Consider the following 16,384-nt stretch of genomic DNA (forward strand, 5'->3'; position numbering starts at 1 on the left):
GCGACGTCAGGTCCCCGGAAGGGACACAGGCTGGTGGCCGTGGCGGGAGTTTTGGCGAACGTTGCAGCACGTCGTTGAGTATGGGTGCCGGATTTGTCGGTCATGCATGGAATCTCTGCGCAGAAACGGTCGATATCGCCCGCTGTATGCAGAGGTGCATTCCAAGATATGTGCCGACTGTCTACTTATCTATAAAAAACAAATAGATAGGAATTTAAAGCAAAGACATCGAGCAAGAAAAGCGTGAAATAGTGCGCAAGTATCTGCACACGTGCGCTGACTCGCGCATGCTCGCTGCATCGCTTTGAATATAGAGCTTTGCTGGTTAAGCCCCGGCCATCGGATGCGCAAAAATTTGCGCATCTATGTTTTGCATGCAGCCTTTAGCCGACTAAGTGTCGTGCCTGTCGAACCCTACTCACACCCTGTATCCATTCCCCCCTCACCCCCATCCCACAAATAAAGCACGATACCCGCCCATCGCTCATATCAAGGAATGATCCATGTCGCTGGCTATCGTCCATAGTCGTGCCCAGGTCGGGGTGGAAGCCCCGGCGGTTACTGTTGAAGCGCATCTGGCCAACGGCCTGCCGGCCCTGACGCTGGTGGGCTTGCCGGAGGGGGCGGTCAAGGAGAGCAAGGACCGGGTGCGCAGCGCCATTCTCAATTCCGGGCTGGATTTTCCAGCGCGGCGGATCACGCTCAATCTTGCGCCGGCTGATTTGCCCAAGGATGGCGGGCGGTTCGATCTGGCGATTGCGCTGGGTTTGCTGGCGGCCAGCGGGCAGGTGCCGCTGGTTGCGTTGCAGGATGTCGAGTGTCTGGGCGAGTTGGCGTTATCGGGGGCGATTCGGCCGATTCAGGGTGTGCTGCCTGCTGCGCTGGCGGCACGTGCGGCGGAGCGGACGCTGATCATTCCGGCGGTGAACGCCGAGGAAGCGTGTTTGGCGTCGGGGCTGCGGGTGATTGCGGTGAGCCACTTGCTGGAGCTGGTCGCGCATTTCAACGGGCGCACGGTGATTGCGCCGTATCAGTCCAGCGGCCTGCTGCATCATCCCAAGCCGTATCCGGATTTAAGCGAAGTGCAGGGCCAGACGGCGGCCAAGCGTGCGCTGGTAATCGCCGCTGCCGGTGCGCATAACCTGCTGTTCAGCGGGCCGCCCGGCACTGGCAAGACGCTGCTTGCCAGCCGCCTGCCGGGTTTGTTGCCGCCGCTGGACGAGCACGAAGCGCTGGAGGTGGCGGCGATTCAGTCGGTTGCCAGCCAGGTGCCGCTGACCAGTTGGCCGCAGCGGCCGTTTCGCCAGCCGCATCACTCGGCGTCCGGGCCGGCGTTGGTAGGCGGTGGCAGTCGTCCGCAACCTGGCGAAATCACGTTGGCGCATCACGGCGTTCTATTCCTTGATGAGCTGCCGGAGTTCGACCGCCGCGTGCTGGAGGTTTTGCGCGAGCCGCTGGAGTCCGGGCATATCGTGATTTCCCGGGCGCGGGATCGCGTGCGCTTTCCGGCGAGGTTCCAGTTGGTGGCGGCGATGAACCCGTGTCCCTGTGGCTATCTCGGTGAGCCGACCGGGCGCTGCCGCTGTTCCACTGAGCAGGTGCAGCGCTATCGCAACAAGTTGTCCGGCCCGCTGCTGGACCGGATCGACCTGCACCTGACCGTCGCCCGCGAAGCTACCGCCCTCAACCCTGACCCGACCACCAGTGAAAACACCGCCAGTGCCGCAGCTGTGGTCGCTGAGGCGAGACACCGTCAGCAACGTCGTCAGGGCTGTGCCAATGCGTTTCTCGATCTGCCGGGGCTGCGTGAGTACTGCGCGCTGTCCAGTGTCGATGAAAGCTGGCTGGAGACGGCGTGCGAGCGTCTGACCCTGTCGTTGCGCTCGGCGCATCGATTGCTGAAGGTGGCGCGGACTTTGGCGGACCTGGAGCAGGTGGATGCGATCAACCGCAGCCATCTGGCCGAGGCGTTGCAGTATCGGCCCTCAACCAATTGACCGTCCAAACGCAAAAACTCGCCGTCAACGATCAAGTCGACGGCGAGCCTTGGGTCAGCCAAAGAAGCTTACATGCTGCTATAAAGCGGGAAGATCCCCATCAGCAGCGCGGCAACCAGAATGCACATGCACACCAGAATCGCCCATTTCAGGGTGAAGCGCTGGTGGTCGCCGAACTCGATACCGGCCAGAGCCACCAGCAGGTAGGTCGAAGGCACCAGCGGGCTGAGCAGGTGGACCGGCTGACCGACGATCGAGGCGCGGGCCATTTCCACCGGGCTGATGCCGTAGTGGGCAGCGGCTTCGGACAGCACTGGCAGTACGCCGTAGTAGAACGCGTCGTTGGACATGAAGAAGGTGAACGGCATGCTCACCAGCGCGGTGATCACGGCGAGGTACGGGCCCAGCGCATCCGGGATCACGGCCAGCAGGCTTTTCGACATCGCGTCGACCATGCCGGTGCCGGACAGGATGCCGGTGAAGATCCCCGCGGCGAAGATCAGGCCGACCACCGCCAGTACGCTACCGGCGTGGGCCGATACGCGGTCCTTCTGGTCCTGCAGGTTCGGGTAGTTGATGATCATCGCGATACTGAACGCGATCATGAACAGGACCGGCAGCGGCAGCAGGCCCATGATCAGGGCGACCATCAGTGCCAGGGTCAGGGCGGCGTTGAACCAGATCAGCTTTGGACGGCGCGCGTCAGGGAATTGCGAGACGCTGATTTCGCTGTGGTCGACTTCATCACCCTGCAGGTGCAGTTCACCCAGTCGGGCACGTTCGCGTTTGCCGTAGAAGTAGGCAATCGCCAGGATCGCGATCACACCTGCCAGCATGGCCGGGATCATCGGTACAAAGATGTCGGAGGCATCGACGTGCAGGGCGCTGGCCGCACGAGCGGTCGGGCCGCCCCAAGGGGTCATGTTCATCACGCCGCCGGCGAGAATGATCAGGCCGGCCATGATGCGCGGGCTCATGCCCACGCGGCTGTACAGCGGCAGCATGGCGGCAACGCAGATCATGTAGGTGGTCGCGCCGTCACCGTCGAGGGACACCACCAGCGCCAGCACGGCGGTGCCGACCGAAATGCGCATCGGGTCGCCCTTGACCATTTTCAGGATCTTGCGCACGGCCGGGTCGAACAGGCCTGAGTCGATCATCAGCGCAAAGTACAGAATGGCGAACATCAGCATCACGCCGGTCGGCGCCAGCTTGGTGATACCTGCCAGCATCATCGGGCCGATCTGCGACGCGAAGCCACCGAACAGGGCGAAGATGATCGGAACCAGGATCAGGGCGATCAGCGCAGTCAGGCGCTTGCTCATGATCAGGTACATGAACGCAATAACCATGGCAAAGCCAAGGAAAGTCAGCATGGGAATACTCCAGACGTCATACGGCTACAGAACGTGAAATGAACGAGTCAGCTCAGCAGATCGGTACGTGGAGTGGGGGCGCAAGGAGAGTGTGGAGCGAGAAGTCAGCAAGCATCGGAATCACCATTATTGTTGTTAATTGGGCCTGAAACACCTTGGAGTCCGTTCCTGGCTAACCGGTCTTTTTGCCGGAAGTGAGCTGATGCTAATTGGCCAAGCTTTCACCGAGCTTTCATTCGGCAGTTGCCGGAATTTTATTGTCACAGGGATTATGGGCATGAACGGGAGAAGCACGGATGAGCGAGATACACTCGGGTGGCTGCCATTGCGGCGGGCTGCGTTATCAGTTCGATGCGCCGTTGCGGGACATCGCTCACTGTCATTGCTCCATCTGTCGACGCACCTCGGGTGCAACGGTCGTCACCTGGATAAGTGTGCCGCTGGCGTCGTTCACGTGGCTGACGGGCAGCCCCTGCGCTTATGACTCTGCACCCAGCTGCGTCCGATATTTCTGCGGCAAGTGCGGCGCTCAGCTGGCGTTGTTCACGCGCAACAGCCCGGACGAGATCGACGTCACCATTGCGACGCTTGACCAACCTGAGCTGGCTGCGCCCTCTCGACACATCTGGATAGAGAACCGGCTTCCATGGCTACGCCTGGATGAGCACCTGCCGGGGGTTGAAGGCGAGCCTTTCTAAGGTTCGAGGGGAGAGTGCCAAGGCCGGAGCCTTCGGCACTATTCGTACGTTACATCCGCAGGTTACTTGCTGAACTGTGACGCCAGTTCGCGCAGAAGCACCTCGGCCTCGAGCACCTTTTTCACCGATTCGTTGGCCTTGTCGCGGGTCAGGCCCAGGCGTTCGAACAGTTCGTCCGGGATATCCTGTTCGGGACCGGAGCCGATACCGTTGGCTCGCAGCAGGCGCACCGCCAGATAGACCAGGTTGGCATAGACGTGATGCTCACCCTTGTAGTGCGGGTCGTGCTGGAAGCGCAGCGCGATGGCGAGCTCATCCGGCATGTCCCAGTAGCGCATCAGCCACGCACCGATCTGCTCGCGGCTGATGCCCAGCAGGTGCTGCTCGATAAAGCTGTGGTGCAAATGCGGGTTCACTTCCAGTTGGCGGCAAATCAGGGTGAAGTGCGGTGGAAACACGTGCGCCAGCAGCAGGTAACCGAAGTTGTGCAGCAAACCGGCGAGGTAGCTCAGGCCACCCTCCGGACGGCTGGCGCGCGGAATGGCGCGGGTCAGGCCTTCGATGACGGCAGCGGTGTAGATGGATTGCTGCCAGTACGGCGTGGTCTGTTGCGGCTGATCCTTGGGCAGGCTCAGGGTTTTACCCAATGCAAGGCCCAGCGCCAGATTGATCACCAGATCGAAGCCCAGTACACGGACGATTGCGTCTTCGACAGAGCGAATCTTGCCAGTCGACGCGTAATACGGCGAAGCGGCCCAGCTGACGACTTGAGCGGCCAGCGCAGGATCGGTTTCGACGACGCCGGTGATGTCATCGATGGTTGCGTCAGGGTCGACACGCAGTTTGATGATTTTCTGCGCAGTGCCGGCCAGCGGTGGAATCTCCAGAGTCGCTTCCAGGCGTTGCTGGATGCGGCGCGCCGTGAAGACATGCATGGCTTGGGTGATTTCTGCCGGATCGTCGTGAGGACGATCAAGATTGGGATGAATCTTCGCCAGCGGCTCGCCGAAGTTCGCCGCACTGGCCTTGTTCACCATGACTTTGAACGCATCATTGCTGATTTCCAGCAGCACGCCTGGCTCGCCCGAGCCCACCAGCAGCATGGGCTCGTCCAGCAGATGTTTGTCGTAAAGGCACGGTGAGCTAGTCAGTGCCGGGACCCCCGGCAGCACTTGCAGGTTGTGCTTGGTGAGCATGCGCTGCAAACGATCATGCGGCACAGCGGTCAGTTGGCGGCCGGTCAGCTCGGTGATGCGGGAGAGGTCGAGCAACTGGCTTTGCGGAAACAGGATAAGCAACGCACCGACAGCATCCTCGACAAGCACGGCCTGCACCTTGCGCGCTGGAGGGAGGGTCTTTTCGTCCACGACTTCGTTGTAGCTGATAGCCAATTTTTCAAGCAGCTGTCGGATTACCGGCGGCGCATGGTGCGGATCATTGACGTGGGCGACTTCTGTCATGAGCTATGTCCAAATTCCTACATTTTCTGAAGTATAACCACGTTATTCGATTTGGGTCGCACGCGGTTTATAAAGCGTAGCCTGCATCACACCTGGCCATACTGTTGGCCATGACGCAGCCATCTGTCGAGCAGGGGGCTGACATGTTGGGGCCAGCGCTCCAACAGGGCCTGAGCCGCGTCGCGTACGGCCGGCAGCAGATCCGCGTCACGCATCAGGTCGGCGACCTTGAATTGCAGAAGGCCCGTTTGTCGGGTGCCGAGCATCTCACCGGGGCCACGCAGTTCGAGGTCTTTTTCGGCGATGACGAAACCATCGTTGGTTTCGCGCATGATGCCCAGTCGTTGCCGTCCGATCTGTGAAAGCGGCGGATGGTAGAGCAGCACACAATGACTCACCGCGCTGCCGCGCCCGACGCGGCCGCGTAGCTGGTGCAGTTGCGCCAAGCCGAGGCGCTCGGGGTTCTCGATGATCATCAGACTGGAGTTCGGCACGTCGACACCGACTTCGATGACCGTCGTCGCCACCAGCAATTGCAGTGCACCCTGCTTGAACTCGGCCATGATCGCGGCTTTTTCTGCGGGCTTCATGCGTCCGTGAATCAGTCCGACGCGCACGTCACCCAACGCACTGCTCAATTCTTCGTACGTGGTTTCAGCGGCCTTGCAGGTCAGCTCTTCGGATTCTTCGATAAGCGTGCACACCCAATAGGCCTGGCGACCTTCTGCGCAGGCGGCGCGCACCCGCTCAACGACTTCCAGGCGGCGGCTATCGGCAACCAGCACGGTATTGACTGGCGTCCGGCCCGGCGGCAGTTCGTCGAGGATCGACGTGTCCAGATCGGCGTAGGCGCTCATGGCCAGCGTGCGCGGGATCGGTGTGGCAGTCATGATCAACTGATGCGGGCACATCAGACCGCCAACCCCTTTTTTGCGCAGCGCCAGGCGTTGCTGCACGCCGAACCGGTGTTGCTCGTCGATGATCACCAGCGCCAGGTTCTTGAACTGCACTTCGTCCTGAAACAGCGCATGGGTGCCGACCACCATGGGTGTGCCACCGGCGATCTGCTCCAGAGACGCGACGCGCGCCTTGCCCTTGAGCTTGCCCGCCAGCCATGCCACGCCCACGCCCAAGGGCTCGAGCCAGCGCTGGAAGTTGATGTAGTGCTGCTCGGCGAGAATCTCGGTGGGCGCCATCAGCGCCACTTGATAACCTGCTTCCAGTGCTTGCAAGGCTGCCAGCGCGGCGACCACGGTCTTGCCCGACCCCACATCGCCCTGAATAAGCCGCAGCATCGGTTCGGGCTGACTCAGGTCATAGGCCACTTCCTTGCCGACACGCTGCTGCGCGCCGGTGGGGGCAAAGCCGAGGTTGGCGAGAAACTGTTTCGGCAGCTTTTTCGCAACGGGTAATGCCGGTGCGCGCTGTGAACGCAGGCTTTCACGCAGGCGCTGCTGGGAAAGCTGGTGAGTCAGAAGTTCTTCGAACGCCAGCCGGTGCTGCGCCCAGTGATGCCCGAGGGCGAGCTCCTCCACGTCGGCATCGGCGGGTGGGTGATGCAGGTAACGGATCGCATCGTCCAGCGGCGCCAGCTGATAATCGCGGGCCAGTTCGTCAGGCAGCCAGTCCGGTAGACTTTTGGGGCCGAGCATCGCCAGGCTCTGCTGGCACAATTGGCGCAGACGTTGTTGGGTCAGGCCTTCGGTCGTCGGGTAGATCGGCGTGAGGGTCTGTTCGACAGGTGCGGGCTCATCACCGGTAATCGCCCGATATTCCGGGTGATAGATTTCCAGTCCGGAAGCACCGGGACGCGCTTCGCCGAAGCAACGCAGGTGCGTGCCACGCTTCATGCTTTCTTTCTGGGCGTTGCTGAAGTGGTAGAAGCGCAGGCTGACGACCCCGGTGCCGTCGCCCAGCCGTACCAGCAGACTGCGACGCTTGCCCATCACCACATCGGCACCGCTGACCACGCCTTCGATGACGGCATCCTGACCAGGACGCAACGCACCGATCGGTACGATGCGCGTGCGGTCCTGATAACGCAGCGGCAGATGGAACAGCACGTCCTGCAGGGTTTCCAGCCCGACCTTGGCCAGCTTTTCTGCCATCGCTTCGCCGACACCCTTGAGCGCCGTGACCGAGACCCTGGAAAGCTCGCTCATTTCTGTTCTGCCTAGCTAGCGACTGTTTTCGGACGTGCCACCGAGCACAGGCGTGCAGAGTCAGCGAGGATTTCGATGGCTTTGGGCCTCGGGAAGCTTGCACGCCAGGCGATGGCGACCGTGCGGAAAGGCACGGGCGGCGTCAGTGGGCGCACTTCGATCACGCCGGGCGCGTAGTGATGGCTGTCGACTGCCGACAGCGGCAGGATCGAAATGCCCAGCCCGGAGGCGACCATGTGCCGAATGGTTTCCAGCGAGCTGGACTCTACTGTCGTGTGCTTGGCACCTTCGTTGCCTTTGCCCAGCGTCGGGCAGGCCTCCAGAACCTGATCACGGAAGCAGTGACCTTCGCCCAGCAATAGCAGGCTCTTGTCGTTGAGCGCCGAGGCATCGATGGTCTCTTTCTGAGTCCAGGGATGGTCGGCCGGCATCAGGACAGAGAACGGTTCGTCGTAAAGCGGCAGGGTCAGTACGTCGGCTTCGTTGAACGGCAAGGCAATGATGACGGCATCCAGCTCACCGTTACGCAGCTTGTCGCGCAGCACATGCGTGAAGTTTTCCTCGATGTACAACGGCATCTGCGGGGCGACCCGGTGCAGTTGCGGGATCAGGTGAGGAAACAGGTAGGGACCGACGGTGTAGATCGCGCCGACTTTCAGCGGGGCGGTCAGCTGGTTCTTGCCGGCTTGGGCCAGCTCGCGAATACCCTGGGCCTGCTCCAGCACTTTCTGCGCCTGCGCAACGATGCCTTCACCGACCGGTGTCAGGCGCACAGCGCTCTTGCTGCGCTCGAAAATGAGCACGCCGAGTTCGTCTTCGAGTTTTTTGACACCCACCGACAGCGTTGGCTGGCTGACATGGCAGCGTTCCGCCGCATGGCCAAAGTGCTGCTCCTGGGCGAGCGTAACGATGTAGCGCAATTCTGTAAGAGTCATAACGTGCGTCCATGAAGTTGCGACCCCAGCATAGCGGGTGCGATCGATAGACGCACGTTATCAGAAGTACTTATGGGTAACAAAAGTACAATTCAGCGTTTATCCAGCGAATAAACGAACGGTGCGAGGATTTCAATGGTGCCGTTGTTGAGAATTTCCTTCGGCGGCTTGGGCAAAGGCTGAGCGCGACGGATCATTTCCATGGTCGCTCGATCCAGCGAAGGGCTGCCTGAACTGTTGGCAATCGAGTAGGAAAGCACGTTGCCGTCAGCGTCCACCACAAAGCGCAAGCGAGCGACACCCTGCATGCCACGACGGCGTGCATCCTCAGGGTACTTCTTGTACTTGCTCAGATGACCGAGCAAATCGCCCTGCCAGTTCGGCAATGCGTTGCTGGGTGGCGAAGGTGCAGGAGCAGGCTTGGGAGCCACCGGCTTTTCCGGTTGCGCCGTGGTCGGCGGTGTATCGACCGGCTTTTCGTCAGCAGGCTTCTCCTTGGGCGGCTCAGGCTTCTTCTGCGGCTTTGGCGGCTGCGGTTTGGGCTTGGGCTTCTCGACCTTCTTGGGCACCACGATTTCCGGCTTCGGCGCCTGCACGACTTCCGGCACCGGTGTCGGCTCCTCCGGTGCTGGCGGCGGGGGTGGCTGAACGACCTTCGGTGGTGGCGGCGGTGCGGGCTCTGGCAGAGGCGCAAGCTCGACCATCATGGCTGCCGGTGGCAGCTCGATCGCCTGAGAGGCGGGCCAGCGAACGGCAATGATGATTGCGATGGCGTGCACGGCCAGCACCAACAACAGACTACCGCTATAGCGCGTCAGTTTTTGGCGCGTACTGATCATTTCTTACCAGCCGTCTCGAGACCTACCAGACCGACCTTCAGGTAACCCGCACCCCGAAGCGTGTTCATGACCTCCATCAGATCGCCGTAATCCACGCCCTTGTCGGCCTGGAAGAAGATCGTGGTGTCTTTCTTGCCCTTGGTGCGGGCGTCCAGCACCTGACCGATCTGCTCGCGGGCAACCTTCTCTTCGCCCAGGTACAGGCTCTTGTCGGTTTTCACGCTGAGAAAGATCGGCTTCTCGGGTCTGGGCTGCGGTGTGGCGGTAGACGCCGGTAGATCAACCTTGATGTCTACGGTCGCCAGCGGCGCAGCCACCATGAAGATGATCAACAGCACCAGCATGACGTCGATGAACGGCGTCACGTTGATTTCATGGTTCTCGGCGAGATCGTCGCCGCCTTCATTAAGATGCAGGCCCACGTGTTAGCCCACCTTGACCATGTGCGGTTGTTGTTGATTGCGCTCGGACGGCTCAGGCAGATGATCCAGATCGCGGCTGACCAGCAGCAGAACATGTGCCGAGGCATCGGACACCTGAGCCTTGTAACCGGCGATGGAGCGGGCGAAGACGTTGTAGATCACCACCGCAGGGATCGCGGCGACCAGGCCCAGGGCAGTGGCCAGAAGGGCTTCGGCGATGCCGGGGGCGACCACGGCGAGGTTGGTGGTCTGGGTCTTGGCGATGCCGATGAAGCTGTTCATGATGCCCCATACCGTACCGAACAGGCCCACGAACGGCGCAGTCGAACCGATGGTCGCCAGCACGCCGGTGCCCATGCTCATGTTGCGGCCACAGGCGGCGACCAGGCGCTCGAGACGGAAGCTGACACGCTCCTTGATCCCTTCACGCTCACGGCTGTTGGCCGAAAGGCGCATCTCCTCGAGGGCGTCATGCACCAGCAGGTGGGCGAGGGTGCCTTCCTTGCTGGCGGTGGCGCTCGCTTCAGTCAGGGAGCGGGCTTTTTTCAGATTAACGATTTCGCCGCGCAACCGGCGCTTGGCACCCAGCAGCTCGAAACCCTTGGAGATCCAGATGGTCCACGTAATGATCGAGGCAATGGCCAGACCGATCATGACCGCTTTGACCACGACGTCGGCATTCTGATACATGCCCCACGGCGACAGGTCATGCGCCATGCCCAGGCTGTTGTCTTCGGCGGCAGGCTCCATGGCCTGCACCGGGGCTGCTGCGTCAGGTGCAGCAGGTGCCGTTGCCGCAGGTGCGCTTGAGGTCGCAGGGGCCGCGGTCGGAGCCGACTGATCCGCAAGTGCCATGGGGACGAACATCAGGCTCAAGACAAGGGCTGCGATACCGCGCCATGCACGAGGCAGGCGAGGTATCTGGGTAGGCGAAGCGATTGATTGAATGCGTTTCATGCTGGCCGGACCTGAGAGGAAAAAGGGGATGGTTCCAGTGCGTCGCGTGGTGCTGTCGGCGCTTACGGGGAACGAATGGGCCGCCATTATTGCAAATCGTTCTTGTTAACAAAAGTAATACAGTATCTTTTTTTACATATTCGTCCGAACGCTTGCCTGTCGATGAGCGTTTTTAACGATATTGACACTGCCTTTTCTGGAGATACCGAATGACTGCTCCCTCACTTCTGATCGCCGGCTGTGGCGACATTGGTTCGCGACTCGCTAACCGCCTGCTGCCTCACGGCTGGACCATGCATGGGCTGCGGCGCACTGTTTCCGAGCTTCCTGCCGGTGTTCACGGTGTGGCGGGCGATCTGTTCGAGACGCCAAAACCTGCCCACTGGCCAGCTGCGGCACTGGATTATGTGGTGTATTGCGCGACCCCCTCGCAGCGTGACGAAGCGGGTTACCGGATGGCTTACGTCGAGGGGCTGCGTAATGTATTGAGCTGGCTCGAGCAGACCGGGCAGCGGCCAAAGCGCTTGATCTTTGTTTCAAGCAGCGGTGTTTATGGTCAGCAGAATGGTGAGTGGGTGGATGAAACCTCCGCCACCGAGCCCGGCAACTACACCGGCACGGTGATGCTGGAAGCCGAGCAGGTCGCGCTGAACAGCGGACTGCCGGCCACGGCGGTGAGATTGACCGGTATTTACGGCCCAGGCCGCAGTGACCTGTCGAACCGCGTTCGTCAGGGGCACAGCGTGAGGATTGATCCGCCGGTCTACGCCAATCGCATTCATGCCGACGATGCGGCCGGTCTGCTCGGGCACCTGCTGCTGGCGGATCAACGCGGCGTTGCGCTGGAGAGTTGCTATCTGGGCGTCGACGACGATCCGGCCGCGCTGGCCGATGTGGTGGCGTGGATACGTGAGTATCTGGGGGTGACCGAGTGGTCGGAGGAGGTCAGCGTGCAGCGCGTGGGCAGCAAGCGTTGCAGTAATGCCAGGGCGCGAGCATTGGGATGGGCGCCGATGTACCCGGATTATCGGGCCGGCTATGCGGCGTTGCTGGGCTAGAACGGTGGTTGATCAGGAGCGCCGTGAAGAGCGCTCCTGATACCTGAATCGCTTACTGCTGTTCGAGCAACCAGCGACGTGGGCCGGGGCGCAGCTCGGGCATCTGGTCGGCGCCAGCGTTGTTCACCGCCTGGAATATCTCCAGCTGCTTGCCTTTGCGGGCGAAAATCCACGGGTTGCCTTTCTCTGCTTTCTCCAGCCACATGCTGTCGTATTCGCCGCTCATGGCTGCACAATCGCCTGCCAGGCAGAGCGCGTAACGATCGTTTTCCGGAAGCCCCTGCACACTGCCGTCAGGCATGAATTGCACGGTGCTGCCCTGACCGTCGCCCTCTACGACCGTCCATTTGCCGCCCATGTAGGCGCCATACAGCGCTTTCTCGAAGCTGCTGCCTGGCTGAGCGCCGTCCGGAGCCGGATCTTCGGGTTTCTGGAAGTGCTGTTCAGGGCCTGACTCGCTGGCCGCCTGGACCAGTTCGTCACCCTTGACGCTCAGGTCTTCGAAGAAGTTGCCGTAGAAATCGACATGCAGCTTGCCTTCGGCAGCGCTGACGATCTTGCCTTCGCCGAGCTCGAAGCCATTGGAGTAAATGGCCTGATTGGCCTTGGAGTTGATTTTCCACTCCAGGTTGGGGCCATTGGCGAGCAGGGCCTGGCGCAAGTTGCCTTGCTTGACGGCGGCGTCGATGGCGGTCTGGTTGATCCAGGTGCCGTCCGGATTGCGGTCGGCGTGGCTGGCGCAGCCGCCCATAATGACGGCGAGCAGCGAGATGGCGAGCGCGGAGCGCATAACGGATTCCTTCCTTCAGGGAGAACGGAGCGCAAGGCACGCTCCGTCGGGGATTTATTCGATGACGAGAATCGCGTCCATTTCAACCTGGGCGCCACGCGGCAATGCCGCAACGCCGATGGCCGCACGGGCCGGGTAAGGCTGAGTGAAATAGGTGCTCATGAGCTCGTTGACCTTGGCGAAGTGGCCCAGATCGGTCAGAAAGATGTTCAATTTGACGATGTCCTTGAACGATCCGCCCGCCGCTTCGGCAACCGACTTGAGGTTTTCGAAAACCTGAGTGATCTGGGCTTCGATGCCTTCAACCAGTTCCATGGTGCTCGGGTCCAAAGGGATCTGTCCAGACATGTAGACGGTATTGCCAGCTTTGATGGCCTGTGAGTAAGGGCCGATGGCCGCAGGGGCTTTATCGCTGGTGATGACAGTCTTGGTCATGAGAACTCCTGATAGTGGGATGGCCTACGCGCGCATCCGGGTGATGCGTGTGACACCGGTCAGGGCGCGCAGTTTCTTGATCACACGAGCCAGGTGCACGCGGTCGTGCACGCTGACCACCAGTTGGACCACGCTGATGCGACCATCGCGTTCGTCCATGCTGATTTTTTCGATATTGCCGTCCGCCGCGTTGACGCTGCTGGCCAGCAGCGCGATCAGGCCGCGCTGATGCTCAAGTTCGACACGCAGCTCGACGTTGAATTCGCCAGTCACATCCTTGGCCCAGGACAACTGGATGCATTTTTCCGGGTTGTGGCGGATTTCGCTGATGTTGCGGCAGTTGTCCAAGTGCACAACCATGCCCTTGCCTGCAGACAGGTGGCCGACAATCGGGTCGCCCGGGATCGGTGTGCAGCACTTGGCGTAGCTGAGCACCAGGCCTTCGGTGCCACGAATCGCCAGCGGACCTTCAGGGCTCGGCAACTGATCGCCTTCGCCCAGCAGGCGGCGGGCAACGACATAAGCCATGCGGTTACCCAGGCCAATGTCTTCGAGCAGGTCTTCCAGCACTTCGACACGGTATTCGTTGAGCACCAGTTGAATGCGTTCCTGGCTGATCTTGTCGAGGCTGCATTCAAAGCCGTTGAGGACCTTGTTCAGCAGTCGCTCGCCCAGATTGATCGACTCGGAGCGGCGTTGCAGCTTGAGTGCGTGACGAATATGGGTGCGCGCCTTGCCGGTGACGACGAAGTTCAGCCAGGCCGGATTCGGACGTGCGCCGGGTGCGCTGACAATCTCGACCGTCGAGCCGCTTTGCAGCGGTTCGGAAAGCGGTGCCAAGCGGCGGTTGATCCGGCAGGCAATGCAGCTGTTGCCGACATCGGTGTGTACCGCGTAGGCGAAATCCACTGCCGTAGAGCCTTTGGGCAGCTCCATGATCCGGCCTTTGGGGGTGAAAACGTAGACTTCGTCCGGGAACAGGTCGATCTTGACGCTTTCGATGAATTCCAGAGAGTTGCCGGCGCGCTGCTGCATTTCCAGTACGCCCTTGACCCACTGTCGGGCGCGAGCGTGAGTACCCTTGGGCTGCTCATCGTCACTGGACTTGTACAGCCAGTGCGCCGCGATGCCGTTATTGGCCATTTCTTCCATTTCGCGGGTGCGAATCTGGATCTCGATAGGCACGCCATGCATCCCGAACAACGTCGTGTGCAGGGACTGATAGCCGTTGGCCTTGGGGATCGCGATGTAATCCTTGAATCGGCCGGGCAGCGGCTTGTACAAATTATGTACAGCGCCAAGCACGCGATAGCAGGTGTCGACCTTGTCGACGATGATGCGGAACGCGTAGACATCCATGATCTCGTTGAAGGCGCGACGCTTGCCGCGCATCTTCTTGTAGATGCCATACAGATGTTTCTGCCGCCCACTGACGTCGCCTTCGATGCCATCGACGGCCAGACAATGACTCAGGGACTCTTCGATCTTGTTGACCAGTTCCTTGCGATTGCCCCTGGCGCGCTTGACCGCCTGGTTGATTCGCGAGGAGCGCATCGGGTACATCGCCTTGAAGCCCAGGTCCTCGAATTCGATACGCACACTGTGCATGCCCAGCCGATTGGCGATGGGCGCATAGATTTCGAGGGTTTCCTTGGCGATGCGCCGACGCTTTTCGCCAGACAGGACTTCCAGCGTGCGCATGTTGTGCAGGCGGTCGGCGAGCTTGACCAGAATCACGCGAATGTCGCGCGCCATGGCCATGGCCATTTTCTGGAAGTTTTCCGCCTGGGCTTCGGCCTTGGTCTCGAAATTCATCTGGGTCAGTTTGCTGACCCCGTCGACCAGTTCCGCGACGGTCTCGCCAAATTGGGCGCTGAGCGCTTCCTTGGCAATCCCGGTGTCTTCGATGACGTCATGCAGCATCGCAGCCATCAGGCTCTGATGGTCCATGTGCATGTCGGCAAGAATGTTCGCCACCGCAAGGGGATGGGTGACGTAGGCTTCACCGCTGCGACGGCGTTGGCCATCGTGGGCTTGTTCGGCGTAGAAATACGCTCGGCGGACCAGATTGACCTGGTCCTTGCCGAGGTAGGCCGACAGTCTGTCGGCGAGGGCGTCTATGCTCGGCAAGGCGCTACCCCTTGCCAATGGCTTTTACCCTGCGCCGTACTACGTCGACCTGGCATAGGCTTAGACGGCCTCGTTGGACTCGTCCTCGAACGCTGCGAACAATGGCTCATCTTCAACGATTTCAGCTTCTGCGATTACAGAGTAATCCATTACGCCAGCGGCGATTTCACGCAGGGCCATAACGGTAGGCTTGTCGTTTTCCCAGGCCAGCTTTGGTTCTTTGCCGCCGGTTGCCAGTTGACGGGCACGCTTGGTAGAGAGCATGACCAGCTCAAAGCGGTTATCCACGTGTTCTAGGCAGTCTTCAACGGTTACGCGGGCCATGGGTATTCCTCGTAGCAAATGCGGATGCGCGATGCCCGGATGGGCGAGCGGACTCGGTAGTTTACAAGCGGACAGCACCAGTCATCAAGCGGCATGCCACCAACGGCATGCTTTTAACCTGTTGCCTGATGGCTGGAAACGTTTCGATCAAGCCAGCAACTCCTGAAAAAGCTCGCTGTATTGCTCTTGCTGATGCTGTTGAGTGAGGCGATTGGCGCGGAAAATCGCCTTGAGGTCTTCCAGTGCGCCGGCGAAGTCATCATTGACCACGACGTACTCATACTCGTTGTAGTGGCTCATTTCGCTGACCGCTTCACGCATCCGGGCTTCGATGATCTCGTCGCTGTCCTGGCCGCGATTGGTCAGGCGCTGGCGCAAGGCCTGCTGAGTCGGCGGCAAAATGAAGATGGAGCGGGCCTGGGGCATCTGCGCACGAACCTGACGCGCACCCTGCCAGTCGATTTCCAGAATCAGGTCGTGGCCTTCGTCCAGCGTCTGCTGCAGGTGGCTCTGCGACGTGCCGTACAGGTTGCCGAAGACCTCGGCCTGCTCGAGAAAGTCGCCGTGCTCGATCATGCTCAGGAACGTGGCACGATCGACGAAGTTGTAGTTCACGCCGTCCACTTCACCGGGGCGCATGGCGCGTGTGGTGTGCGAGACAGAGACGCGAATCTTTGCCTGCGCGCCGTGCTGAGGCTCTTGCTGAGCGTCCATCAGCGCCTTGACCAGACTGGTCTTGCCCGCACCGGACGGAGCGGAAATGATGTACAGGGTGCCAGTGATATGGGTCATGTCAGGTTC

General features: G+C 60.7%; 15 protein-coding genes. 3 read left to right on the plus strand and 12 right to left on the minus strand.

The features are described 5' to 3' along the window. Positions 1-503 precede the first annotated feature (503 nt). The gene (locus BLR16_RS12970; protein WP_074806554.1) at positions 504-1,997 is read left to right on the plus strand and encodes a YifB family Mg chelatase-like AAA ATPase; all 1,494 of its coding nucleotides are present in this window, start codon (positions 504-506) and stop codon (positions 1,995-1,997) included. 68 nt (positions 1,998-2,065) lie between these two features. Here the strand turns inward: BLR16_RS12970 and BLR16_RS12975 are convergent, their stop codons facing one another. Next, positions 2,066-3,373, minus strand: coding sequence for a CitMHS family transporter (locus BLR16_RS12975; protein ID WP_003432156.1), 1,308 nt, complete (start codon positions 3,371-3,373; stop codon positions 2,066-2,068). 296 nt (positions 3,374-3,669) lie between these two features. Between BLR16_RS12975 and BLR16_RS12980 the strand changes: the two genes are divergently transcribed. Next, the gene (locus BLR16_RS12980) at positions 3,670-4,071 is read left to right on the plus strand and encodes a GFA family protein (protein WP_054081206.1); all 402 of its coding nucleotides are present in this window, start codon (positions 3,670-3,672) and stop codon (positions 4,069-4,071) included. A gap of 62 nt (positions 4,072-4,133) precedes the next feature. Here BLR16_RS12980 and BLR16_RS12985 read toward each other — a convergent pair whose 3' ends face one another. The 6 genes from BLR16_RS12985 to exbB form a co-directional block, all read right to left on the minus strand. Continuing rightward, the gene (locus BLR16_RS12985; protein ID WP_003432160.1) at positions 4,134-5,531 is read right to left on the minus strand and encodes an aminoacyl-tRNA deacylase and HDOD domain-containing protein; all 1,398 of its coding nucleotides are present in this window, start codon (positions 5,529-5,531) and stop codon (positions 4,134-4,136) included. Between the two features lie 86 nt (positions 5,532-5,617). After that, entirely contained in the window at positions 5,618-7,693 is a 2,076-nt protein-coding gene (gene recG / locus BLR16_RS12990; protein WP_003367498.1) for an ATP-dependent DNA helicase RecG, read from the minus strand. An 11-nt stretch (positions 7,694-7,704) separates the two neighbouring features. Beyond that, positions 7,705-8,628: a hydrogen peroxide-inducible genes activator gene (locus BLR16_RS12995; protein WP_002551493.1), complete on the minus strand. Its 924-nt coding sequence runs from the start codon at positions 8,626-8,628 to the stop codon at positions 7,705-7,707. A 92-nt stretch (positions 8,629-8,720) separates the two neighbouring features. Next, positions 8,721-9,467, minus strand: a complete 747-nt coding sequence (locus BLR16_RS13000; RefSeq protein WP_054081208.1) for an energy transducer TonB — start codon at positions 9,465-9,467, stop codon at positions 8,721-8,723. Next, the gene (gene exbD / locus BLR16_RS13005) at positions 9,464-9,889 is read right to left on the minus strand and encodes a TonB system transport protein ExbD (RefSeq protein ID WP_002551495.1); all 426 of its coding nucleotides are present in this window, start codon (positions 9,887-9,889) and stop codon (positions 9,464-9,466) included. Before exbD ends, BLR16_RS13000 begins: the two co-directional genes overlap by 4 nt. Before the next feature lie 3 nt (positions 9,890-9,892). Then, entirely contained in the window at positions 9,893-10,846 is a 954-nt protein-coding gene (gene exbB, locus BLR16_RS13010; RefSeq protein WP_074806557.1) for a tonB-system energizer ExbB, read from the minus strand. A gap of 209 nt (positions 10,847-11,055) precedes the next feature. Here exbB and BLR16_RS13015 point away from each other — a divergent pair, with 209 nt between their 5' ends. Next, positions 11,056-11,904 carry an NAD-dependent epimerase/dehydratase family protein gene (locus BLR16_RS13015; protein WP_074806559.1) on the plus strand — a complete coding sequence of 283 codons (849 nt, stop codon included), beginning with the start codon at positions 11,056-11,058 and terminating at the stop codon, positions 11,902-11,904. A 52-nt stretch (positions 11,905-11,956) separates the two neighbouring features. On the opposite strand, the gene BLR16_RS13020 is transcribed toward BLR16_RS13015, so the two are convergent. From BLR16_RS13020 to gmk, 5 genes are all read right to left on the minus strand, one after another. Beyond that, positions 11,957-12,694: a lipoprotein gene (locus tag BLR16_RS13020; protein ID WP_003432171.1), complete on the minus strand. Its 738-nt coding sequence runs from the start codon at positions 12,692-12,694 to the stop codon at positions 11,957-11,959. Positions 12,695-12,748: 54 nt separating this feature from the next. Beyond that, the gene (locus tag BLR16_RS13025; RefSeq protein WP_003367486.1) at positions 12,749-13,129 is read right to left on the minus strand and encodes a RidA family protein; all 381 of its coding nucleotides are present in this window, start codon (positions 13,127-13,129) and stop codon (positions 12,749-12,751) included. 24 nt (positions 13,130-13,153) lie between these two features. Then, positions 13,154-15,259, minus strand: a complete 2,106-nt coding sequence (gene spoT, locus BLR16_RS13030) for a bifunctional GTP diphosphokinase/guanosine-3',5'-bis pyrophosphate 3'-pyrophosphohydrolase (protein ID WP_003367484.1) — start codon at positions 15,257-15,259, stop codon at positions 13,154-13,156. 60 nt (positions 15,260-15,319) lie between these two features. Further along, a complete protein-coding gene (gene rpoZ / locus BLR16_RS13035) occupies positions 15,320-15,583 on the minus strand; it encodes a DNA-directed RNA polymerase subunit omega (protein ID WP_003320174.1) in 264 nt (87 codons plus the stop codon). Positions 15,584-15,730: 147 nt separating this feature from the next. After that, on the minus strand, positions 15,731-16,375 hold the full coding sequence (gene gmk / locus BLR16_RS13040; RefSeq protein WP_003344442.1) for a guanylate kinase: 645 nt from the start codon (positions 16,373-16,375) through the stop codon (positions 15,731-15,733). Positions 16,376-16,384 lie beyond the last annotated feature (9 nt).

The organism is Pseudomonas sp. BS3767, from assembly GCF_900099665.1.
Lineage (GTDB): Bacteria > Pseudomonadota > Gammaproteobacteria > Pseudomonadales > Pseudomonadaceae > Aquipseudomonas > Aquipseudomonas cerasi.